This is a genomic window from Streptomyces sp. R21, from assembly GCF_041051975.1.
GTDB lineage: Bacteria > Actinomycetota > Actinomycetes > Streptomycetales > Streptomycetaceae > Streptomyces.
Window position 1 is genome coordinate 8,099,819 of sequence record NZ_CP163435.1, and the last position, 17,199, is coordinate 8,117,017.

Consider the following 17,199-nt stretch of genomic DNA (forward strand, 5'->3'; position numbering starts at 1 on the left):
AGCAGAGCAATGACGCAAATGATCTCCCCACCAGCGCAGAGGCGCTCTAGGCTCTTTCGTACCGCCGAGTCGCGCAGTGCGGGGACGGGCACCGCACACGCACCGGAGCACCAGCGGTACTTGAGCAGCGTCCCCGACCGAGGACGCCGCCGGGCAAGGAGGGCCGCATGACCGTACGGCGAGTAATGGGCATCGAGACGGAGTACGGGATCTCCGTCCCTGGCCACCCGAACGCCAATGCCATGCTCACCTCGTCCCAAATCGTCAACGCGTACGCGGCGGCGATGCACCGGGCGCGCCGCGCCCGGTGGGACTTCGAGGAGGAGAATCCGCTGCGGGACGCGCGAGGCTTCGACCTCGCCCGCGAGGTCGCCGACTCCAGCCAGCTCACCGACGAGGACATCGGCCTCGCCAATGTCATCCTCACCAACGGCGCTCGGCTGTACGTCGACCACGCACACCCGGAGTACAGCTCTCCCGAAGTCACCAACCCGATGGACGCCGTCCTGTGGGACAAGGCCGGCGAACGCATCATGGCGGAGGCCGCGGAGCGCGCGGCCCAGCTCCCCGGCGCCCAGCCGATCCACCTCTACAAGAACAACACCGACAACAAGGGCGCCTCCTACGGCACGCACGAGAACTACCTGATGAAGCGGGAGACCCCCTTCTCGGACATCGTGCGCCACCTCACGCCGTTCTTCGTCTCACGCCAGGTCGTCACCGGAGCGGGCCGCGTCGGTATCGGTCAGGACGGGCACGAGCACGGCTTCCAGCTCAGCCAGCGAGCCGACTACTTCGAGGTCGAGGTGGGCCTCGAGACCACCCTCAAGCGCCCGATCATCAACACGCGCGACGAACCCCACGCGGACGCCGAGAAGTACCGCCGGCTCCACGTGATCATCGGCGACGCGAACCTCTCCGAGATCTCGACCTACCTCAAGCTGGGCACCACTGCGCTCGTCCTGTCGATGATCGAGGACGGCTTCATCGCCGTGGACCTCGCCGTCGACCAGCCCGTGCGCACACTGCACCAGGTCTCGCACGACCCGTCGCTCAAGCGGCTGGTCACGCTCCGCAGCGGCCGGACACTCACCGCGGTCCAACTCCAGATGGAGTACTTCGAGCTCTCCCGCAAGTACGTGGAGGAACGCTTCGGGGCCGACGCGGACGATCAGACCAAGGATGTCCTGATCCGCTGGGAGGACACCCTGAACCGCCTGGAGCACGACCCGATGAGCCTCTCCGGAGAGCTCGACTGGGTTGCCAAGCGGGAGCTCATGGAGGGCTACAGGCGCCGGGACGGTCTCGACTGGGACGCGGCCCGGCTGCACCTCGTCGACCTCCAGTACGCCGATGTACGGGCCGAGAAGGGCCTCTACAACCGTCTCGCGGCCCGCGGCAAGATGAAGCGCCTGCTCACCGAGACGGACGTCGACGAGGCCCGTACGAAGCCGCCGGAGGACACCCGCGCGTACTTCCGCGGACGCTGCCTGGAGCAGTACGCGGACGACGTCGCGGCGGCCTCCTGGGACTCGGTGATCTTCGATCTCCCGGGCCGGGACTCGCTCCAGCGCGTCCCAACCCTGGAGCCGCTTCGCGGAACGCGTAATCACGTGAAAGAGCTGCTCGACCGGTGCCGCACGGCGGAAGACCTGGTTCGGGTGCTCTCCGGAGGCTGAAAAGTCCACGGCAGGGGAATCACAGAGGTGGGCCCCGCACGTTGCAGAAGTGCGGGGCCGATGTCGGACCCGGCTTGTAGGGTCTGATCAAGAACGTCGAACCGAGCGGGGTGAGGTAGATGGCGACCAAGGACACCGGCGGCGGACAGCAGAAGGCAACGCGTTCCACCGAGGAGGTCGAGGAGCAGGCCCAGGACGCACAGGCCACGGACGACCTCAAGGAACGCCAGGAGAAGCTGAGCGACGACGTCGACTCGGTTCTGGACGAGATCGACGATGTCCTCGAAGAGAACGCTGAGGACTTCGTTCGAAGTTTCGTTCAGAAGGGCGGCGAGTAGCCTTCGAATCAAAGCTGTCGGGGACTGCGGACTTGGCAAGTGAAGAGGGTGTGAAGCGTTGCTCGCGGTGCAAGGAAGCTAAGCCGCGGGCAGCCTTTGCCAGTAACAAGTCCGCCCGTGACGGCTTGCAGGCCTACTGCAGGGAGTGCTGGGCCGCGTATCACCAGGCCAGGCAACTCGCCAAGGGAAAGAACATCCGGCCGAAGGTGGAGACGCCCGAGGGGTGCAAGTCGTGTCGCAGCTGTGGGGAGATCAAGCCGCACAGCGAGTGGCATCGCAACTCGACGGCGTCGGATGGTCTCGCTACGTGCTGTAAGTCGTGCAAAGCAGCGCGGGGCAGGCGGGGACATCTCAAGCGCCACTACGGCCTTACCGAAGCCGAACGTGACGAGATGATCGCCTCTCAAATGGGGCTCTGTGTGATCTGTCTGAAAGCCCCAGCCATTCATGTGGATCACTGCCACGAGACGGGTAGGGTCCGTGGCGTACTGTGCTTCAACTGCAATTCGGCCATCGGCAAGTTGGGAGATAATCCCGACGCAGTTCGTCGGGCTGCCGCCTACTTGGAAGGATCCTCGTGGAAGCCAACACTCGTAGCACCGGGCGTCTACCGGCTGCCTTCCTGACGCCAGGGTCGTCGTCGTTCATGGACTTCCTGTCCGAGCACCAGCCGGGGATGCTTCCGGGCAACCGGCAGCTGCCGCCCATGAAGGGCGTGATCGAGGCCCCGCACGGCACCACCATCGTCGCCGTCACGTTCCCCGGGGGCGTGGTGCTCGCCGGTGACCGGCGGGCGACCATGGGCAATGTCATCGCGCAGCGGGACATCGAGAAGGTCTTCCCGGCCGATGAGTACTCGGCGGTGGGCATCGCCGGTACGGCAGGCCTGGCCGTGGAGATGGTGAAGCTGTTCCAGCTGGAGCTGGAGCACTTCGAGAAGGTCGAGGGGGCCACGCTCTCACTGGAGGGCAAGGCCAACCGGCTGTCGACGATGATCCGTTCGAACCTCGGCATGGCCATGCAGGGCCTTGCGGTGGTGCCGCTCTTCGCGGGATACGACGTGGACCGCGAGCGGGGCCGCATCTTCTCCTACGACGTCACGGGCGGCCGTTCCGAGGAGCACGGCTTCGCGGCCACGGGCTCCGGCTCGATCTTCGCGCGCGGCGCCATGAAGAAGCTCTACGCCAAGGACCTGACCGAGGAGCAGGCCACGACGCTCGTCGTCCAGGCCCTGTACGACGCGGCCGACGACGACTCGGCGACCGGTGGTCCCGATGTCGCCCGCCGGATCTACCCGATCGTCACCGTGATCACCGAGGACGGGTTCCGCCGTGTCACCGACGAGGAGTCGTCCGAGATCGCTCGCGCGATCCTGGAGCGGCGCCTGGAGCAGCCCGACGGCCCGCGCGCCGCGCTGCTCTGACAGCGGCCCTCTTCTCAAGGTGATCCAGTGACTTCGACAGAAAGGGACGGATAACCGGTGTCGACGCCGTTCTATGTCTCACCCCAGCAGGCCATGGCCGACCGGGCGGAATACGCCCGCAAGGGCATCGCCCGCGGTCGCAGCCTGGTCGTGCTGCAGTACGCCGACGGCATCGTGTTCGTCGGCGAGAACCCGTCCCGCGCGCTGCACAAGTTCAGCGAGATCTACGACCGGATCGGCTTCGCGGCCGCCGGCAAGTACAACGAGTACGAGAACCTGCGGATCGGTGGCGTGCGGTACGCCGACCTGCGTGGTTACACCTACGACCGTGACGACGTGACCGCCCGTGGTCTCGCCAACGTCTACGCGCAGACGCTGGGCACGATCTTCTCCTCGGCGGCCGAGAAGCCGTACGAGGTGGAGCTCGTGGTCGCCGAGGTGGGGGACACCCCCGAGGGTGACCAGATCTACCGGCTGCCGCACGACGGTTCGATCGTGGACGAGCACGGCTCGGTCGCGGTCGGTGGCAACGCCGAGCAGATCAGCAGCTATCTCGACGAGCAGCACCAGGACGGAATGAGCCTCGCCGAGGCGCTCAAGCTGGCCGTGAAGTCCCTGTCGCGGGAGCCGAACGGCGGGCAGCGGGAGATCCCCGCGGAGCGTCTGGAGGTCGCGATCCTGGATCGTACGCGTCCGCAGCAGCGCAAGTTCAAGCGCATCGTCGGCCGTCAGCTCGCCCGCCTTCTGGAGGCGAACGGCGCGTCGACCGCCACCGAGGCCGAGGACTCCGCGGACGAGGAGTGACCGACCCGATCGCCTGATGTGCGCCCCGGCCGACAGCGGCCGGGGCGCACGGCGTTTCGGGGGCGCGGCGTCAGGAGTGGCGTGGGGGCGCCGTGGAGCCTCGTACGACCAGTTCGACCGGGATGTCCCCTGGCGTCGGTGTGCGGCCGCCCAGGACCGCCAGGAGGGCCTGCATGCCGCGTTCACCGAAAAGCTCGGCGTCGAGGCGGATGGTGGTGAGCTCCGGATCGATGGCGGTCGCGAGGCCGAGGTCGTCGAATCCGGTGATCGACAGGTCCTCGGGGATGCGCAGGCCGAGGCGGCGGGCGGCCTTGTAGGCGCCGACGGCCAGTTTGTCGTCGTCGCAGATGACGGCCGTGGGCCGGGGGCCCGGCTCGCCGAGGGCGGCTTCGACGGCGGCGAGGGCGCCCTCGACGGAGATCGGCGCGAGGGCCGTGCGGACGGCGCCGACGCGTGCGGCGAGCTGCCGCGCGCGTACCTCGAAGGTCCACGAGGGGATGTCGGCGGCCAGGTGCAGGAAGCGGCGGTGGCCCAGCTCCAGCAGGTGGTCGGCGACCTGGCGTACGCCGTCGGCGATGTCGAGGTTGACGGTCGCGGCGCCGTGGCTGCCCGCCGGGTCGCTGTCGAGCATCACCAGGGGCAGCTGGTCGCCGCGGATGGCGCTGAGGGCGTCGGCGGCCATGGAGGAGGCGATCACGCCGTCCAGGGCGGCGCGGGCCGAGCCGAAGGGGTCGCGGGCGGGGCCGATGCCTTCGGGGGAGGGGTAGAGGACCACGCCGAAGCCGTGTTCGGCGGCGACGCGGGCGGCGCCGGTGTAGACGCCGGCGAAGAACTCGGTGGTGAGCGCGGGCACCACGAGCAGGACGGTGCGGGTGCGGCCGAGGCGGAGGTTGCGGGCGGCGAGGTTGGGGCGATACCCCAGGTCGCGGGCGGCCTCCCGTACGCGTTCGGCCGTCGGTTCCGAGACCCGGCCGCGCCACTTGTCGCCGAGGACCAGGGAGACGGCGGCCTGGGAGACCCCGGCTGCCTGGGCGACGTCGCGGCTCGTGGGGCGGGTGCTGCCTCGTGCCACCGTGCACCTTCGCCTTCTGCTGGACTCGCCGACTGCGCACATGGTACGTATGACGGGAGAAGTTATACGTAAAACTTCGAGCGTTGCGGGCGAGCAGAAGGACATGACATGGCCGCGGGATACCTGGAGATCCTCAGGGCGAGGCACGCCGCGCGTCTGCTCGTCGGCACGCTGGTGGGCCGGCTGCCGAACGCCACCGCGGCCATCGCCGTCGTGCTCTTCATCCGCGCGGAGGGCGGCACCTACAGCCTCGCCGGGGGCCTCGCCGCGGTCTACGGAGTCGCCAACGCCGTGGGCCAGCCGCTGCTGGGCCGGCTCGTGGACCTCCACGGGCAGCCGCGTGTCCAGCTGCCCGCCGCGGTGGTCTCCGCCCTCGGCATGACGGTCTTCGCCCTCGCGGGCACCGATCCGCTGCCGCTCGCGTACGCCGCCATGGCGGTCGCCGGACTCTTCACACCGCCCCTGGAGGGCGGCCTGCGGGCGCTGTGGCCCTCCGTCCTCCGTAAGGAGGACCAGATACACACCGCGTACGCGATGGACGCCGTGGCGCAGGAAGTGATGTTCACCGTCGGGCCGTTGCTGGTGACGCTGTGCGTGTCGCTGTGGTCCGCGCAGGCCGCGCTCGTCGTCCTCGGCGTCATCGGTGTCCTCGGCGCGCTCTCCGTGGTCGTGTCGCCCCCCTCGCGCGCGTGGCGCTCGGCGCCGCGCGAGGCCCACTGGCTCGGCGCGCTCAGGTCACCCGGACTCAACGCGCTCCTGGGCGCGTTCCTGTTCGTCGGCATCGCCCTCGGCTCCATCACGGTCGCGTCCCTGGCGTACGCGGACGACCACGGCGGCGACGCGGTGTACGGCTGGCTGATGGCGGGGATCGGGCTCGGCGCCCTCGTCGGCGGCACCGTGTACGGCGCGAGGCAGTGGACGGGCGCGCCGGAGCGCCGACTGAGGCTGCTCGTCGCGCTTCTGGCGGTCTGTTACCTGCCGCTGATGCTGATGCCCGGAGCGGTCGCCATGACGGCGCTCACCGCACTCGCCGGACTCTTCCTGGCGCCCTGTATCGCGTGTGCGTTCATCATCGTGGACCGGCACGCGCCGAGCGGCACGGTCACCGAGGCGTTCTCCTGGCTTGTGACGACGTTCACGGTGGGCGCGTCCGTCGGAACGGGCCTTGCGGGGCCGGTCGTCGAGTGGGGCGGGGCGGTGTGGGGCTTCGCCGTGCCGGGTGCCGCCGGAGCCGTATCGCTGCTGGTGCTGACGGCCACCGGACGGGTCCTCGCAGCTCCCGGTGGGGGCGAGGTAGTTGCGGTCTCATCGGAAAATGATCCAAACCGTGCCGTCGAACCCCGTTTCAGCACAGGGGATCGGGCGTAATGTTCAGTCATGGACCGCCGCATTTTCGGGCTGGAGAACGAGTACGGCGTCACGTGTACGTTCAGGGGACAGCGCCGCCTGTCTCCCGACGAGGTGGCGCGGTACCTCTTCCGCCGTGTCGTGTCATGGGGCCGCAGCAGCAATGTCTTTCTGCGGAACGGTGCCCGCCTCTATCTCGACGTGGGATCACATCCGGAATACGCGACACCCGAATGTGACAACGTGACGGAACTCGTCACCCACGACAAGGCCGGCGAACGCATCCTCGAAGGACTCCTGGTAGACGCCGAACGACGCCTGCACGAGGAAGGAATCGCGGGCGACGTCTATCTGTTCAAGAACAACACCGACTCGGCCGGAAACTCCTACGGCTGTCACGAGAACTATCTGGTGGCGCGTCACGGGGAGTTCTCCCGGCTCGCGGACATTCTCATTCCGTTCCTCGTCACGAGGCAGCTCCTCTGCGGTGCCGGCAAGGTGCTGCAGACTCCGCGCGGCGCGGTGTACTGCGTCAGTCAGCGCGCCGAACACATCTGGGAGGGCGTCAGCTCGGCGACGACCCGCTCCCGGCCCATCATCAACACCCGGGACGAACCGCACGCGGACGCCGAGCGCTACCGCCGGCTGCACGTCATCGTCGGCGACTCGAACATGTCCGAGACCACCATGCTCCTCAAGGTCGGCGCGACCGACCTCGTGCTGCGCATGATCGAGGCCGGCACGGTGATGCGCGACCTGACGCTGGAGAACCCGATCCGGGCGATCCGCGAGGTCAGTCACGACATCACGGGCCGCCGCAAGGTGCGGCTGGCCAGTGGCCGGGAGGCCTCCGCCCTGGAGGTCCAGCGCGAGTACTACGAGAAGGCCGTGGACTTCTGCGAGCGCCGCGGTATCCGTACCGGGACGGTCGAACAGGTCCTCGAACTGTGGGGCCGTGTCCTGGACTCGATCGAGGCGGAGGACCTCGACCGGATCGGCACCGAGATCGACTGGGTCATGAAGTACCAGCTCATCGAGCGGTACCGGGCGAAGCACAACATGACCATGTCCCACCCGCGGGTCGCGCAGATAGACCTCGCCTACCACGACATCCACCGCCGTCGCGGCCTCTACTACCTTCTGGAGAAGAAGGGCCAAGCCGCCAGGATCTGCAACGACTTGAAGATCTTCGAGGGCAAGTCGGTGCCCCCGCAGACGACTCGGGCGCGGTTGCGCGGTGACTTCATCCGGCGCGCTCAGGAACAGCGCCGCGATTTCACCGTCGACTGGGTGCACCTCAAGCTCAACGACCAGGCACAGCGCACCGTGTTGTGCAAGGACCCGTTCCGTTCCGTCGACGACCGGGTGGAGAAGCTCATCGCGGGAATGTGAGCCACGACTTCGGTCTGGTTTGTCGGAACGCAACACCGGGCGCCGTACGTTTTCCGTACGGCGCCCGTGTCACGTCGTAGAGTTGCGCGCACGCCATCAACCAAGATCGACCGATACGAGGCCCCCACCGTGCGCCGACGCTCACTCCTTATCGCCGTACCCGCCGGACTGGTCACACTCGCCGGATGCGGTGACGACGACAAGTCAGACACGGCCAAGTCCACCGGCAGTCCGTCGGCCTCGGCCTCGGCTTCCGCGTCCGCTTCGGCGGCGCCGCCGCCGAAGATCGTCGACGGTCCGCTTCCGGCCATCACGGCGGGGGCGAAGTTCGGTGAGAAGCCGACCGTGGCCAAGGGCAGTGGCGAGCCGTCGAAGGACCTGGCGGTCAAGACGGTGATCGCGGGCAGCGGGAAGACGGTCGCCGAGGGCGACTACATCCAGGCGAACTACCTGGGCCAGATCTGGAACACGGCCAAGGTCTTCGACAACTCCTACGACCGCAAGACGCCGCTGGTCATCGCGCTGGCCCAGGGCCAGATCATCGACGGCTGGCGTTACGCCCTGACGGGCAAGAAGGCCGGCAGCCGTGTCCTGATGGCCATCCCGCCGACCTGGGGCTACGGCACGGGCGGCAACACGCAGGCGGGCATCAAGGGCACCGACACGCTGGTCTTCGTCGTCGACATCGTGAACACCTTCAACGCGAAGAGCTCGGCCAAGGGCAAGACCGTCGCGCAGAGCGACGCCGCCCTGCCGAAGGTGGGCACGAACACGGACGGCAAGGCTCCGTCCCTCGACATCCCGAAGTCGGACGCCCCGAAGAAGCTCGTGGCGAACTACGTCATCGAGGGCGACGGTGACGAGGTCAAGGCGGACAGCAGCGTCCTCGTGCAGTACAAGGGCGTGCTGTGGGACACCGGCAAGGAGTTCGACTCGACGTACGCCCGGGGCGCGCTGACGTCGTTCTCGCTCCAGCAGGTCGTCAAGGGCTGGTCCCAGGGTCTGACCGGCAAGAAGGTGGGCAGCCGCGTGCTCATCGTCGTGCCGCCGAGCCTGGGCTACGGAGACAGCCCGCCGAGCGGCAGCCCGATCAAGAAGGACTCCACCCTCGTTTTCACGGTCGACATCCTGGCGAAGATGTAACGCTTCCGGGGATGTGAGACTGTCTGTGTTGCCTCAAGGACTTTACGCAAACAAGCAGGAGCCAGAAACGTGAGCATCGAGAAGCCCGAGATCGACTTCCCGGGCGGCGAGCCCCCGGCGGACCTCGAGATCAAGGACATCTGGGAGGGCGACGGCGCCGAAGCGGTGTCCGGCCAGAACGTCAGCGTCCACTACGTGGGCGTCGCCTTCAGCACCGGCGAGGAGTTCGACGCCAGCTGGAACCGTGGAACCCCGTTCCGCTTCCCGCTCGGCGGCGGCCGTGTCATCAAGGGCTGGGACAAGGGCGTGCAGGGAATGAAGGTCGGCGGCCGTCGCCAGCTGACCATCCCCGCGCACCTCGCCTACGGCAACCAGAGCCCGACCCCGGCGATCAAGCCCGGCGAGACGCTGATCTTCGTCGTCGACCTGATCGCGGTCTGACCGTCGGTCGAGTCGATCGCGGTCTGATCGTCGTACGAGGTCCGGTCGGCGTCCGATCCGTGTGATCGTCGTACGGGATCTGTACGTGATCCGACCGGTCCCGATCACCTGGGGCCCATGCCTGTTCGGGCATGGGCCCTCGGCTTTTGCCGCGACACCGCGGAGCGGTACGGTCATCGGTCGGAAGCACCATAGGAAGGGCGTCGATGGCCATTGCCAAGGCCGAGCGGTTGATGAACCTCGCGCTGTGTCTGCTCGGGACGCGGCGGCCGCTCAGCAAGCGCGAACTCCGGGAGTCCATCGAGGCCTATCTGGAAGCGGGCTCGGACGACTCCTTCAACCGGATGTTCGAGCGCGACAAGGACGATCTGCGCGAACTCGGCCTGGTCATCGAGACGGTGGAGAACCTCGACGGCGAAGTCGGCTACATGGCCCGCCGCGACAGCAACCGTCTGCCGCCCATCACCCTCGACGCCGAGGAAGCGGCCGCCCTGGGGCTTGCCGCCAAGGTCTGGCAGCAGGCCCGTCTCGCGGGCGCGGCGAGCGGAGCCCTGCAGAAGCTGCGCGCCGCGGGCCTTCCCGAGGACGTCGACCCGTACGAGTCCCACAGCGCCCTGGAACCGCGCATCCCCGTGCACGAGGCGGCCTTCGAACCGCTCATGCTGGCCTGCCGCGACCGTCGCCCGGTCCTCTTCGACTACCGCAAGGCCAACGCCGCCCAGCCCGAGCCCCGCAGCGTGGAGCCCTGGGCCCTGGAGTGCTGGCGCGGTCACTGGTACCTGGCGGGCTGGGACCGCGACCGCGGGGCCGAGCGCGTCTACCGGCTCTCGCGGATCACCGGCAAGGTCCGCACCCGCTCCGGCCGGTACACCGCAGAGGTGCCCGACGTCGTCACCGTGCGTGAGACGGTGGCGAGCTGGGCGGGGGAGAACGCCGACCGTTCCGCGCTGATCCGGCTGCGCACCGGCGCCGGCTACCCGCTGCGCGCCAGGGCCGCCTTCGTACGGGAACTGGGCGACGGCTGGGACGAGTTGGAGATTCCGTACGGGCACGGGCTGGACGCCTGGCTCGTCGAGTTCGGGCCCGATGTGGTGGTCCTGGAGCCCGCCGAGCTGCGGGCCGATGTCGTGGACCGGCTGCGCGCCGTGGCCAAGGGCTGAGGGGGAACGTAGGAACGTGGCAGGAAAACCGGCCAGGCCCACCAACGCCATCGATCAGACGCGGCGGATGCTCTCCCTGGTGACCTATCTGCGTGAGCGCCCGGGCGCACGCGTCGGAGACGTCGCCCGCGCGTTCGGGATCACCGAGGACGAGCTGATCTCCGACCTGGACGTCCTGCCGCTGTGCGGGACCAGCTTCCGCGGCGGGGACCTCCTCGACATCGACACCGACGGCGACCGGATCTGGTGGCACAACCCCGACGATGTCGCCGAGCCGCTGCGGATCGCCGCCGACGAGGCCACCGCGCTGCTGGTGGCCGCCCGCGCGGTGTCCACGCTGCCGGGCCTGCGCGAGAGCGACCGGCAGGCGCTGCTGCGTGCCACCGCCAAGGTGGAGGCCGCGTCGGGCGAGGCAGCGGGGGCCAGCTCCCGGCTGTCGGTGACCTTCGAGTCCGAGGGCGGGGTCTTCGCGGACGTCGACCGGGCGATCTCCGAGCGGCGCCGGCTGTGGATCCGCTACTACTCGCCGGCCCGCGACGAACTCAGCGAGCGCGAGATCGACCCGATCCGCCTGGTCAGTGTCGGCCACACCTATGTGGAGGCCTGGTGCCGCCGCTCCGAGGCGCGCCGCACCTTCCGCCTCGACCGGGTCGCCGAGATCCGCATCCTGGACGAGCCGTCCGCGCCGCCCGAGGTCGAGCTGCGGGACCTGTCCGAGGCGCTGGTGCAGCCCGCGGCCGAGGACCCCGAGGTGGTCATCGAAGTGGCCCCCGGCGGGCGCTGGGTCGCTGAGTACTACCCGCACGACAGCGCCGAGGAGCTGCCCGACGGGGGACTGCGCATCACCCTGCGCGCGCCCGATCCGGCCTCGCTGCGGCGGCTCGCGCTGCGGCTCGGCCGGGACGGCCGGATCGTGTCGCCGCAGGATGTCGCGGACAGTGCCCGGCGGGCGGCCCGCGAGGCGCTGGCGGCATACGACGGTGAGCAGGGCGACCGGGGCGCGAACGGCGCCCCTGGAGCCGGGGTCGAGGACGGGTCGTACGACAGGCAGGAGCGAGGGCTTTGAGCAGGTCGGTGATGTCAGGTATGCCGGAGATGTCGGTCAAGTCCGCGTTCGCTGGAATGACGAGGGTGATTCCCGTGGTGTTCAAGGCCGCCTGCCCCGACTGCCGGGCCCGACTGGAGCTCTCCGCGGGCGCCCTGCGCCTGGCCATCGGCGCCTCCAGCCGCACCACCTTCTACTCCTTCACCTGCCCCGAGTGCGGCGCCGCCGTCCGCAAGCCCGCCGGCGAGCGCATCGTCGAACTCCTCACCGGGGGCGGGGTGCGGACCCTGCGGCTGCACTCCACCGTCTAGGGTCGGCTCATGTTCTGGCCGATGTTCGCGATCGCTGTGGGTTTTGTGGGAATCGCCGTCCTCGGCGTGCTCGCTGTCCGTGTCTTTCTGGAGGCGGAGCGTCTCGGGAAGCAGGTGGCGGAGTCCGCGAGCCGTATCAACCGGGCGGCCGACGACCTGGAGCGGGCGTCCATGGGCGCCGCCCATTCCGTGGATGCGCTGTGAGTCGCTCCCGGGTGGCCTGTGAGTGCTGCGGCCGATGCGTTGTGGGCGACTTCGCCCTGTCATCTTGTCGGTATGGGCAGGTACGCTGCTGAAGTGGCCCGAGGAGCGAGGCGCGGGCCGCTACGGGGAGTATGCAAGGGCATTGCCTCACGTTTACTCCTGCGGGTTACGATCGCTGCCAGCGTGGTGGTCGGATGTTTCAGCCCGACCGGCCAAGCACCAGACTCCTGTCGCCTCGGTGAAGAAGGTATACAGCTATGGGTAGGCTCGGCCCCACCGAGATCATTCTCATTCTCGTCATCGTCGTGCTGCTGTTCGGAGCCAAGAAGCTTCCTGACATGGCGCGTTCCCTCGGCAAGTCCGCCCGCATCCTCAAGAGCGAGGCGAAGGCCATGAAGGCCGACGACAGCAAGGACGCCGCGGCCGGTCCGCCCAGCGACCCTGAGCAGCCTGCCGCCCAGCGTACGATCCAGGCTTCGCCCGGCGACGTGACCAGCTCGCGCCCCGTGGCCGAGCCGACCGACCGTACGACGCAGCGCTAACCCCAGCCGGGCCGCCGGAGATCGGCCCGACTCTCTAGGACGAGGACGTAGGTTGCTCAAGCCTGCCCGAAGGAAAGAGAAGGATCCCGAGGGGCGGATGCCTCTTGTGGACCACCTTCGCGAGCTCCGCAACCGGCTCGCGAAGGGCATGTTGGCGATCACGGTCGTCTCCATCGTGGCTGCTTTCTACAGCCAGCAGCTGATGGAGTTCCTCTCGGACCCGGTTCCGCGCTGCACCAAGGGACTGGGTGAGGCGACCGGCGGTTCCTGCGCCGTGGTCGCGTACACCGACCTGCTCTCGCCCTTCACCACCACGGTGAAGGTCAGCGTCATGGCGGGCGTGATCCTCTCGAGCCCGATCTGGCTCTACCAGCTGTGGGCGTTCATCGCGCCAGGGCTGCACAAGCACGAGCGGAAGTACACGTACGCCTTCGTGGGTGCGGCCGTCCCGCTCTTCCTCGCCGGTGCCACGCTCGCCTACACCATCCTGCCGATCAGCATGCGGGTGCTGCTGGGCATCACCCCCGACGGCTCGGCGAACATCCTGCCGATGGACAAGATCCTGGACTTCGTCGTCCGGATGGTGCTGATCTTCGGCGGAGCCTTCGAACTGCCCCTGATCCTGGTCATGCTCAACTTCACCGGCATGGTGAGCGGGCGCAGAATGGCCGGCTGGTGGCGCGGCGTCGTCATGGGCGTCTTCGTCTTCGGCGCCGTGGCGACCCCCACCACCGACCCGTTCGGAATGATCGCCCTCGCGGGACCGATCGTCGTCCTGTACTTCATCGCGGTCGGCGTGGCGATCCTCAACGACAAGCGGCGCAACCGCCGCAACCCCGACGCCGACCTGGACGACGACGAGGCCTCCGACCTCGACCTGACGCCGGAAGCGATCGGTGAGGTCGAGACGGTGTCCGCGTCGAAGGCTCTGCCCGAGCAGTCGAGCGGTGACACCGAAGGCGCGTCCTCGGGCCGCGTGAACGGATACGACGACTTCACCTGATCCGCGCACCGAGCGGCTGTGAGCCGGGGCGGGGGCGGACAGGGAGCAGGACACAGAGGAGGGGCCGTACGGAATCCGTACGGCCCTTCCGTCGTGCGGGTCCTCCGCGTCGCTCGCCTCCGTCGGTCGCCTCTGCCGGTCGTCCGGGGCGGTCGTCCGTGACGGTGATCCGGATATTGATCGTCCTGTTGTCAGTGGCTGCCGGTAGTCTCGAAAGCACGATGACAGAGGACCTCTCACCGGCCGAGCGGTATGCGGCAGCACGTAAGCGCGCTGCCGAGCAGGCCACCGCGCTCGCCTCCTTCCGCGAGATGTACGACTTCGGCCTCGACCCCTTCCAGATCGAGGCCTGCCAGGCGCTCGAGGCGGGCAAGGGTGTGCTGGTGGCCGCGCCCACCGGGTCGGGCAAGACGATCGTCGGCGAGTTCGCCGTCCACCTCGCCCTGCAGCAGGGCAAGAAGTGCTTCTACACGACACCGATCAAGGCACTGTCGAACCAGAAGTACGCCGACCTGTGCCGTCGCTACGGCGCGGACAAGGTCGGCCTGCTCACCGGCGACAACAGCGTCAACTCCGAGGCGCCGGTGGTCGTGATGACCACCGAAGTGCTGCGGAACATGCTGTACGCGGGCTCCCAGACCCTCCTCGGCCTCGGCTATGTGGTCATGGACGAGGTGCACTACCTCTCCGACCGCTTCCGCGGCGCGGTCTGGGAAGAGGTGATCATTCACCTTCCCGAATCGGTGACCCTGGTGTCGCTCTCGGCGACCGTGTCGAACGCCGAGGAGTTCGGCGACTGGCTGGACACCGTGCGCGGCGACACCCAGGTGATCGTCTCCGAGCACCGGCCCGTGCCGCTGTTCCAGCACGTGCTGGCCGGCCGCCGGATGTACGACCTGTTCGAGGAGGGCGAGGGCCAGAAGAAGGCCGTCAACCCCGACCTCACGCGCCTGGCGCGCATGGAGGCGAGCCGTCCGTCGTACCAGGACCGCAGACGGGGCCGCGCGATGCGCGAGGCGGACCGCGAGCGCGAGCGGCGACAGCGCTCCCGCGTGTGGACGCCGAGCCGCCCCGAGGTCATCGAACGCCTCGACGCCGAGGGGCTGCTGCCCGCCATCACCTTCATCTTCAGCCGCGCCGCCTGCGAGGCCGCCGTACAGCAGTGCCTGTACGCGGGCCTCAGGCTGAACGACGACGAGGCACGTGCGCGCGTGCGTGAACTCGTCGAGGAGCGCACGGCGTCCATCCCGACGGAGGACCTGCACGTCCTCGGGTACTACGAGTTCCTCGAGGGCCTGGAGCGCGGCATCGCGGCCCACCACGCGGGCATGCTGCCGACGTTCAAGGAGGTCGTCGAGGAGCTGTTCGTCCGCGGCCTCGTCAAGGCCGTGTTCGCGACGGAGACACTGGCGCTGGGCATCAACATGCCCGCCCGCTCGGTGGTGCTGGAGAAGCTCGTCAAGTGGAACGGCGAGCAGCACGCCGACATCACCCCCGGCGAGTACACCCAGCTGACCGGCCGGGCCGGCCGCCGCGGCATCGATGTCGAGGGCCACGCCGTCGTGCTGTGGCAGCGCGCCATGAACCCCGACCACCTGGCGGGACTCGCGGGCACCCGCACCTATCCGCTGCGCTCCAGCTTCAAGCCGTCGTACAACATGGCCGTGAACCTGGTCGAGCAGTTCGGGCGGCACCGCTCGCGCGAGCTTCTGGAGACGTCCTTCGCACAGTTCCAGGCCGACAAGTCGGTCGTCGGGATCTCGCGGCAGGTGCAGCGCAACGAGGAGGGGCTGGAGGGTTACAAGGAGTCGATGACCTGCCACCTCGGCGACTTCGAGGAGTACGCGCGGCTGCGCCGCGAACTCAAGGACCGCGAGACGGAGCTGGCCAAGCAGGGGGCGGTGCAGCGCAGGGCCGAGGCGGCCGTCGCGCTGGAGAAGCTCAAGCCGGGCGATGTCATCCACGTCCCGACCGGGAAGTACGCCGGGCTGGCCCTGGTCCTCGACCCGGGGCTGCCCGCCGGCCGGTCCAACGGCCACCGGGGCCTGGAGCACCACGACGGGCCTCGGCCGCTGGTGCTCACCGCCGAGCGCCAGGTGAAGCGGCTCGCCTCGATCGACTTCCCGGTTCCCGTGGAGGCGCTGGAGCGGATGCGGATCCCGAAGTCGTTCAACCCCCGCTCCCCGCAGTCCCGTCGGGACCTCGCGTCGGCGCTCAGGACCAAGGCCGGGCACATCGTCCCGGACCGGCACCGCAAGGGGCGGGCCGCTGCCGCCGACGACCGTGAGATCGCCCGGCTGCGCACAGCCCTGCGCGCCCACCCCTGTCACGGGTGCAACGACCGCGAGGACCACGCCCGTTGGGCGGAGCGGTACTACCGGCTCCAGCGCGACACCACGCAGCTGGAGCGCCGCATCGAGGGCCGGACGAACACCATCGCCCGCACCTTCGACCGTATCGTCGCGCTCCTGACCGAGCTCGACTACCTGCGGGGCAACGACGTCACCGAGCACGGCAAGCGGCTCGCCCGGCTGTACGGCGAACTCGACCTGCTCGCCAGCGAATGCCTGCGCGCCGGGGTCTGGGAAGGCCTCGCCCCGGCCGAACTGGCGGCCTGTGTCTCGGCGTTGGTGTACGAGGCGCGGGTCGGCGACGACGCGATGGCGCCGAAGCTGCCCTCGGGCAAGGCGAAGGCCGCGCTCGGCGAGATGGTCCGCATCTGGGGTCGACTCGACGCTCTGGAGGAGGACTTCCGGATCACCCAGTCCGAGGGTGTGGGCCAGCGTGAGCCGGACCTCGGCTTCGCCTGGGCCGCGTACCAGTGGGCGTCCGGCAAGGGCCTCGATGAGGTGCTGCGCGAGGCCGAGATGCCCGCCGGCGACTTCGTGCGCTGGTGCAAGCAGGTCATCGATGTCCTGGGCCAGATCTCGGCGGCCGCACCGGTCTCCGGCGGCGAGGGCTCTACGGTCGCGAAGAACGCGCGCAAGGCGGTCGACGGGCTGCTGCGGGGAGTGGTCGCTTACTCGTCGGTGGGGTGAGCGGCCGGTAGCAGGGCTGTTGCGAGGTCCCGGACCGTCTCCGCGAGGCGGTCCGGTCGGCCGTCCGGGCAGAGCGGCCGGACGAGGTCCGCGTCGAAGGCGCCGAGGAAGACGTGGGCGGTCGCCTCGGGTTCACGTACCCGGCTGTTGGCCAGAAGCGCCAGCATGTGGCGGTGCCGGCGCTGGTACGTCGGGCCGCTATGCCGTCCCACTCGCCTCGTTCGCCGGGAAGGCCGTACTGGACGTCGGAGAGGGGC

At 68.9% G+C, this 17,199-nt stretch carries 18 protein-coding genes; 16 read left to right on the plus strand and 2 right to left on the minus strand.

What is annotated here, in order from left to right:
* Window positions 1-167: 167 nt before the first annotated feature.
* The 5 genes from dop (at window position 168) to prcA (ending at window position 4,244) form a co-directional block, all read left to right on the plus strand.
* Entirely contained in the window at window positions 168-1,679 is a 1,512-nt protein-coding gene (dop, locus tag AB5J56_RS36060) for a depupylase/deamidase Dop (RefSeq protein ID WP_369239139.1), read from the plus strand.
* Window positions 1,680-1,798: 119 nt separating this feature from the next.
* Window positions 1,799-2,017 (plus strand): ubiquitin-like protein Pup, encoded by a 219-nt coding sequence (locus tag AB5J56_RS36065; RefSeq protein WP_127181041.1) that lies wholly within the window; start codon window positions 1,799-1,801, stop codon window positions 2,015-2,017.
* A 32-nt stretch (window positions 2,018-2,049) separates the two neighbouring features.
* Window positions 2,050-2,643 carry an endonuclease VII domain-containing protein gene (locus AB5J56_RS36070; protein ID WP_369239142.1) on the plus strand — a complete coding sequence of 198 codons (594 nt, stop codon included), beginning with the start codon at window positions 2,050-2,052 and terminating at the stop codon, window positions 2,641-2,643.
* Window positions 2,595-3,440 carry a proteasome subunit beta gene (prcB, locus tag AB5J56_RS36075; protein ID WP_369239144.1) on the plus strand — a complete coding sequence of 282 codons (846 nt, stop codon included), beginning with the start codon at window positions 2,595-2,597 and terminating at the stop codon, window positions 3,438-3,440. The genes AB5J56_RS36070 and prcB overlap by 49 nt, the downstream gene beginning before the upstream one ends.
* Before the next feature lie 57 nt (window positions 3,441-3,497).
* A complete protein-coding gene (prcA, locus tag AB5J56_RS36080; RefSeq protein ID WP_369239146.1) occupies window positions 3,498-4,244 on the plus strand; it encodes a proteasome subunit alpha in 747 nt (248 codons plus the stop codon).
* A gap of 70 nt (window positions 4,245-4,314) precedes the next feature.
* Here prcA and AB5J56_RS36085 read toward each other — a convergent pair whose 3' ends face one another.
* The gene (locus AB5J56_RS36085; RefSeq protein ID WP_369239148.1) at window positions 4,315-5,316 is read right to left on the minus strand and encodes a LacI family DNA-binding transcriptional regulator; all 1,002 of its coding nucleotides are present in this window, start codon (window positions 5,314-5,316) and stop codon (window positions 4,315-4,317) included.
* 108 nt (window positions 5,317-5,424) lie between these two features.
* Between AB5J56_RS36085 and AB5J56_RS36090 the strand changes: the two genes are divergently transcribed.
* From AB5J56_RS36090 to AB5J56_RS36140, 11 genes are all read left to right on the plus strand, one after another.
* On the plus strand, window positions 5,425-6,684 hold the full coding sequence (locus AB5J56_RS36090) for an MFS transporter (RefSeq protein ID WP_369239150.1): 1,260 nt from the start codon (window positions 5,425-5,427) through the stop codon (window positions 6,682-6,684).
* Window positions 6,685-6,693: 9 nt separating this feature from the next.
* Window positions 6,694-8,055 (plus strand): Pup--protein ligase, encoded by a 1,362-nt coding sequence (gene pafA / locus AB5J56_RS36095; RefSeq protein ID WP_369239152.1) that lies wholly within the window; start codon window positions 6,694-6,696, stop codon window positions 8,053-8,055.
* 129 nt (window positions 8,056-8,184) lie between these two features.
* On the plus strand, window positions 8,185-9,198 hold the full coding sequence (locus AB5J56_RS36100; protein ID WP_369239154.1) for an FKBP-type peptidyl-prolyl cis-trans isomerase: 1,014 nt from the start codon (window positions 8,185-8,187) through the stop codon (window positions 9,196-9,198).
* A gap of 69 nt (window positions 9,199-9,267) precedes the next feature.
* On the plus strand, window positions 9,268-9,639 hold the full coding sequence (locus AB5J56_RS36105) for an FKBP-type peptidyl-prolyl cis-trans isomerase (protein WP_369239156.1): 372 nt from the start codon (window positions 9,268-9,270) through the stop codon (window positions 9,637-9,639).
* 206 nt (window positions 9,640-9,845) lie between these two features.
* Window positions 9,846-10,799: a helix-turn-helix transcriptional regulator gene (locus AB5J56_RS36110; RefSeq protein WP_369239158.1), complete on the plus strand. Its 954-nt coding sequence runs from the start codon at window positions 9,846-9,848 to the stop codon at window positions 10,797-10,799.
* A gap of 16 nt (window positions 10,800-10,815) precedes the next feature.
* Window positions 10,816-11,865, plus strand: coding sequence for a helix-turn-helix transcriptional regulator (locus tag AB5J56_RS36115; protein WP_369239160.1), 1,050 nt, complete (start codon window positions 10,816-10,818; stop codon window positions 11,863-11,865).
* The gene (locus AB5J56_RS36120) at window positions 11,862-12,155 is read left to right on the plus strand and encodes a hypothetical protein (RefSeq protein ID WP_369239162.1); all 294 of its coding nucleotides are present in this window, start codon (window positions 11,862-11,864) and stop codon (window positions 12,153-12,155) included. Before AB5J56_RS36115 ends, AB5J56_RS36120 begins: the two co-directional genes overlap by 4 nt.
* A 9-nt stretch (window positions 12,156-12,164) precedes the next feature.
* Window positions 12,165-12,359 carry a hypothetical protein gene (locus tag AB5J56_RS36125; RefSeq protein ID WP_369239164.1) on the plus strand — a complete coding sequence of 65 codons (195 nt, stop codon included), beginning with the start codon at window positions 12,165-12,167 and terminating at the stop codon, window positions 12,357-12,359.
* Between the two features lie 257 nt (window positions 12,360-12,616).
* Entirely contained in the window at window positions 12,617-12,901 is a 285-nt protein-coding gene (gene tatA / locus AB5J56_RS36130; RefSeq protein WP_369239166.1) for a Sec-independent protein translocase subunit TatA, read from the plus strand.
* 97 nt (window positions 12,902-12,998) lie between these two features.
* Window positions 12,999-13,904: a twin-arginine translocase subunit TatC gene (tatC, locus tag AB5J56_RS36135; RefSeq protein ID WP_369239168.1), complete on the plus strand. Its 906-nt coding sequence runs from the start codon at window positions 12,999-13,001 to the stop codon at window positions 13,902-13,904.
* 176 nt (window positions 13,905-14,080) lie between these two features.
* Window positions 14,081-16,942, plus strand: coding sequence for a DEAD/DEAH box helicase (locus AB5J56_RS36140; RefSeq protein WP_369242994.1), 2,862 nt, complete (start codon window positions 14,081-14,083; stop codon window positions 16,940-16,942).
* On the opposite strand, the gene AB5J56_RS36145 is transcribed toward AB5J56_RS36140, so the two are convergent.
* Window positions 16,924-17,154, minus strand: coding sequence for a hypothetical protein (locus AB5J56_RS36145; protein ID WP_369239170.1), 231 nt, complete (start codon window positions 17,152-17,154; stop codon window positions 16,924-16,926). The genes AB5J56_RS36140 and AB5J56_RS36145 overlap by 19 nt on opposite strands.
* Window positions 17,155-17,199 lie beyond the last annotated feature (45 nt).

Bases quoted from the DNA above. Each gene is read 5' to 3' on its own strand.
- AB5J56_RS36065 (WP_127181041.1), top strand. From the start codon at position 1,799: ATGGCGACCAAGGACACCGGCGGCGGACAGCAGAAGGCAACGCGTTCC.
- AB5J56_RS36110 (WP_369239158.1), top strand. From the start codon at position 9,846: ATGGCCATTGCCAAGGCCGAGCGGTTGATGAACCTCGCGCTGTGTCTG.
- pafA (WP_369239152.1), top strand. From the start codon at position 6,694: ATGGACCGCCGCATTTTCGGGCTGGAGAACGAGTACGGCGTCACGTGT.
- tatA (WP_369239166.1), top strand. From the start codon at position 12,617: ATGGGTAGGCTCGGCCCCACCGAGATCATTCTCATTCTCGTCATCGTC.
- dop (WP_369239139.1), top strand. From the start codon at position 168: ATGACCGTACGGCGAGTAATGGGCATCGAGACGGAGTACGGGATCTCC.
- tatC (WP_369239168.1), top strand. From the start codon at position 12,999: ATGCCTCTTGTGGACCACCTTCGCGAGCTCCGCAACCGGCTCGCGAAG.
- AB5J56_RS36090 (WP_369239150.1), top strand. From the start codon at position 5,425: ATGGCCGCGGGATACCTGGAGATCCTCAGGGCGAGGCACGCCGCGCGT.
- AB5J56_RS36125 (WP_369239164.1), top strand. From the start codon at position 12,165: ATGTTCTGGCCGATGTTCGCGATCGCTGTGGGTTTTGTGGGAATCGCC.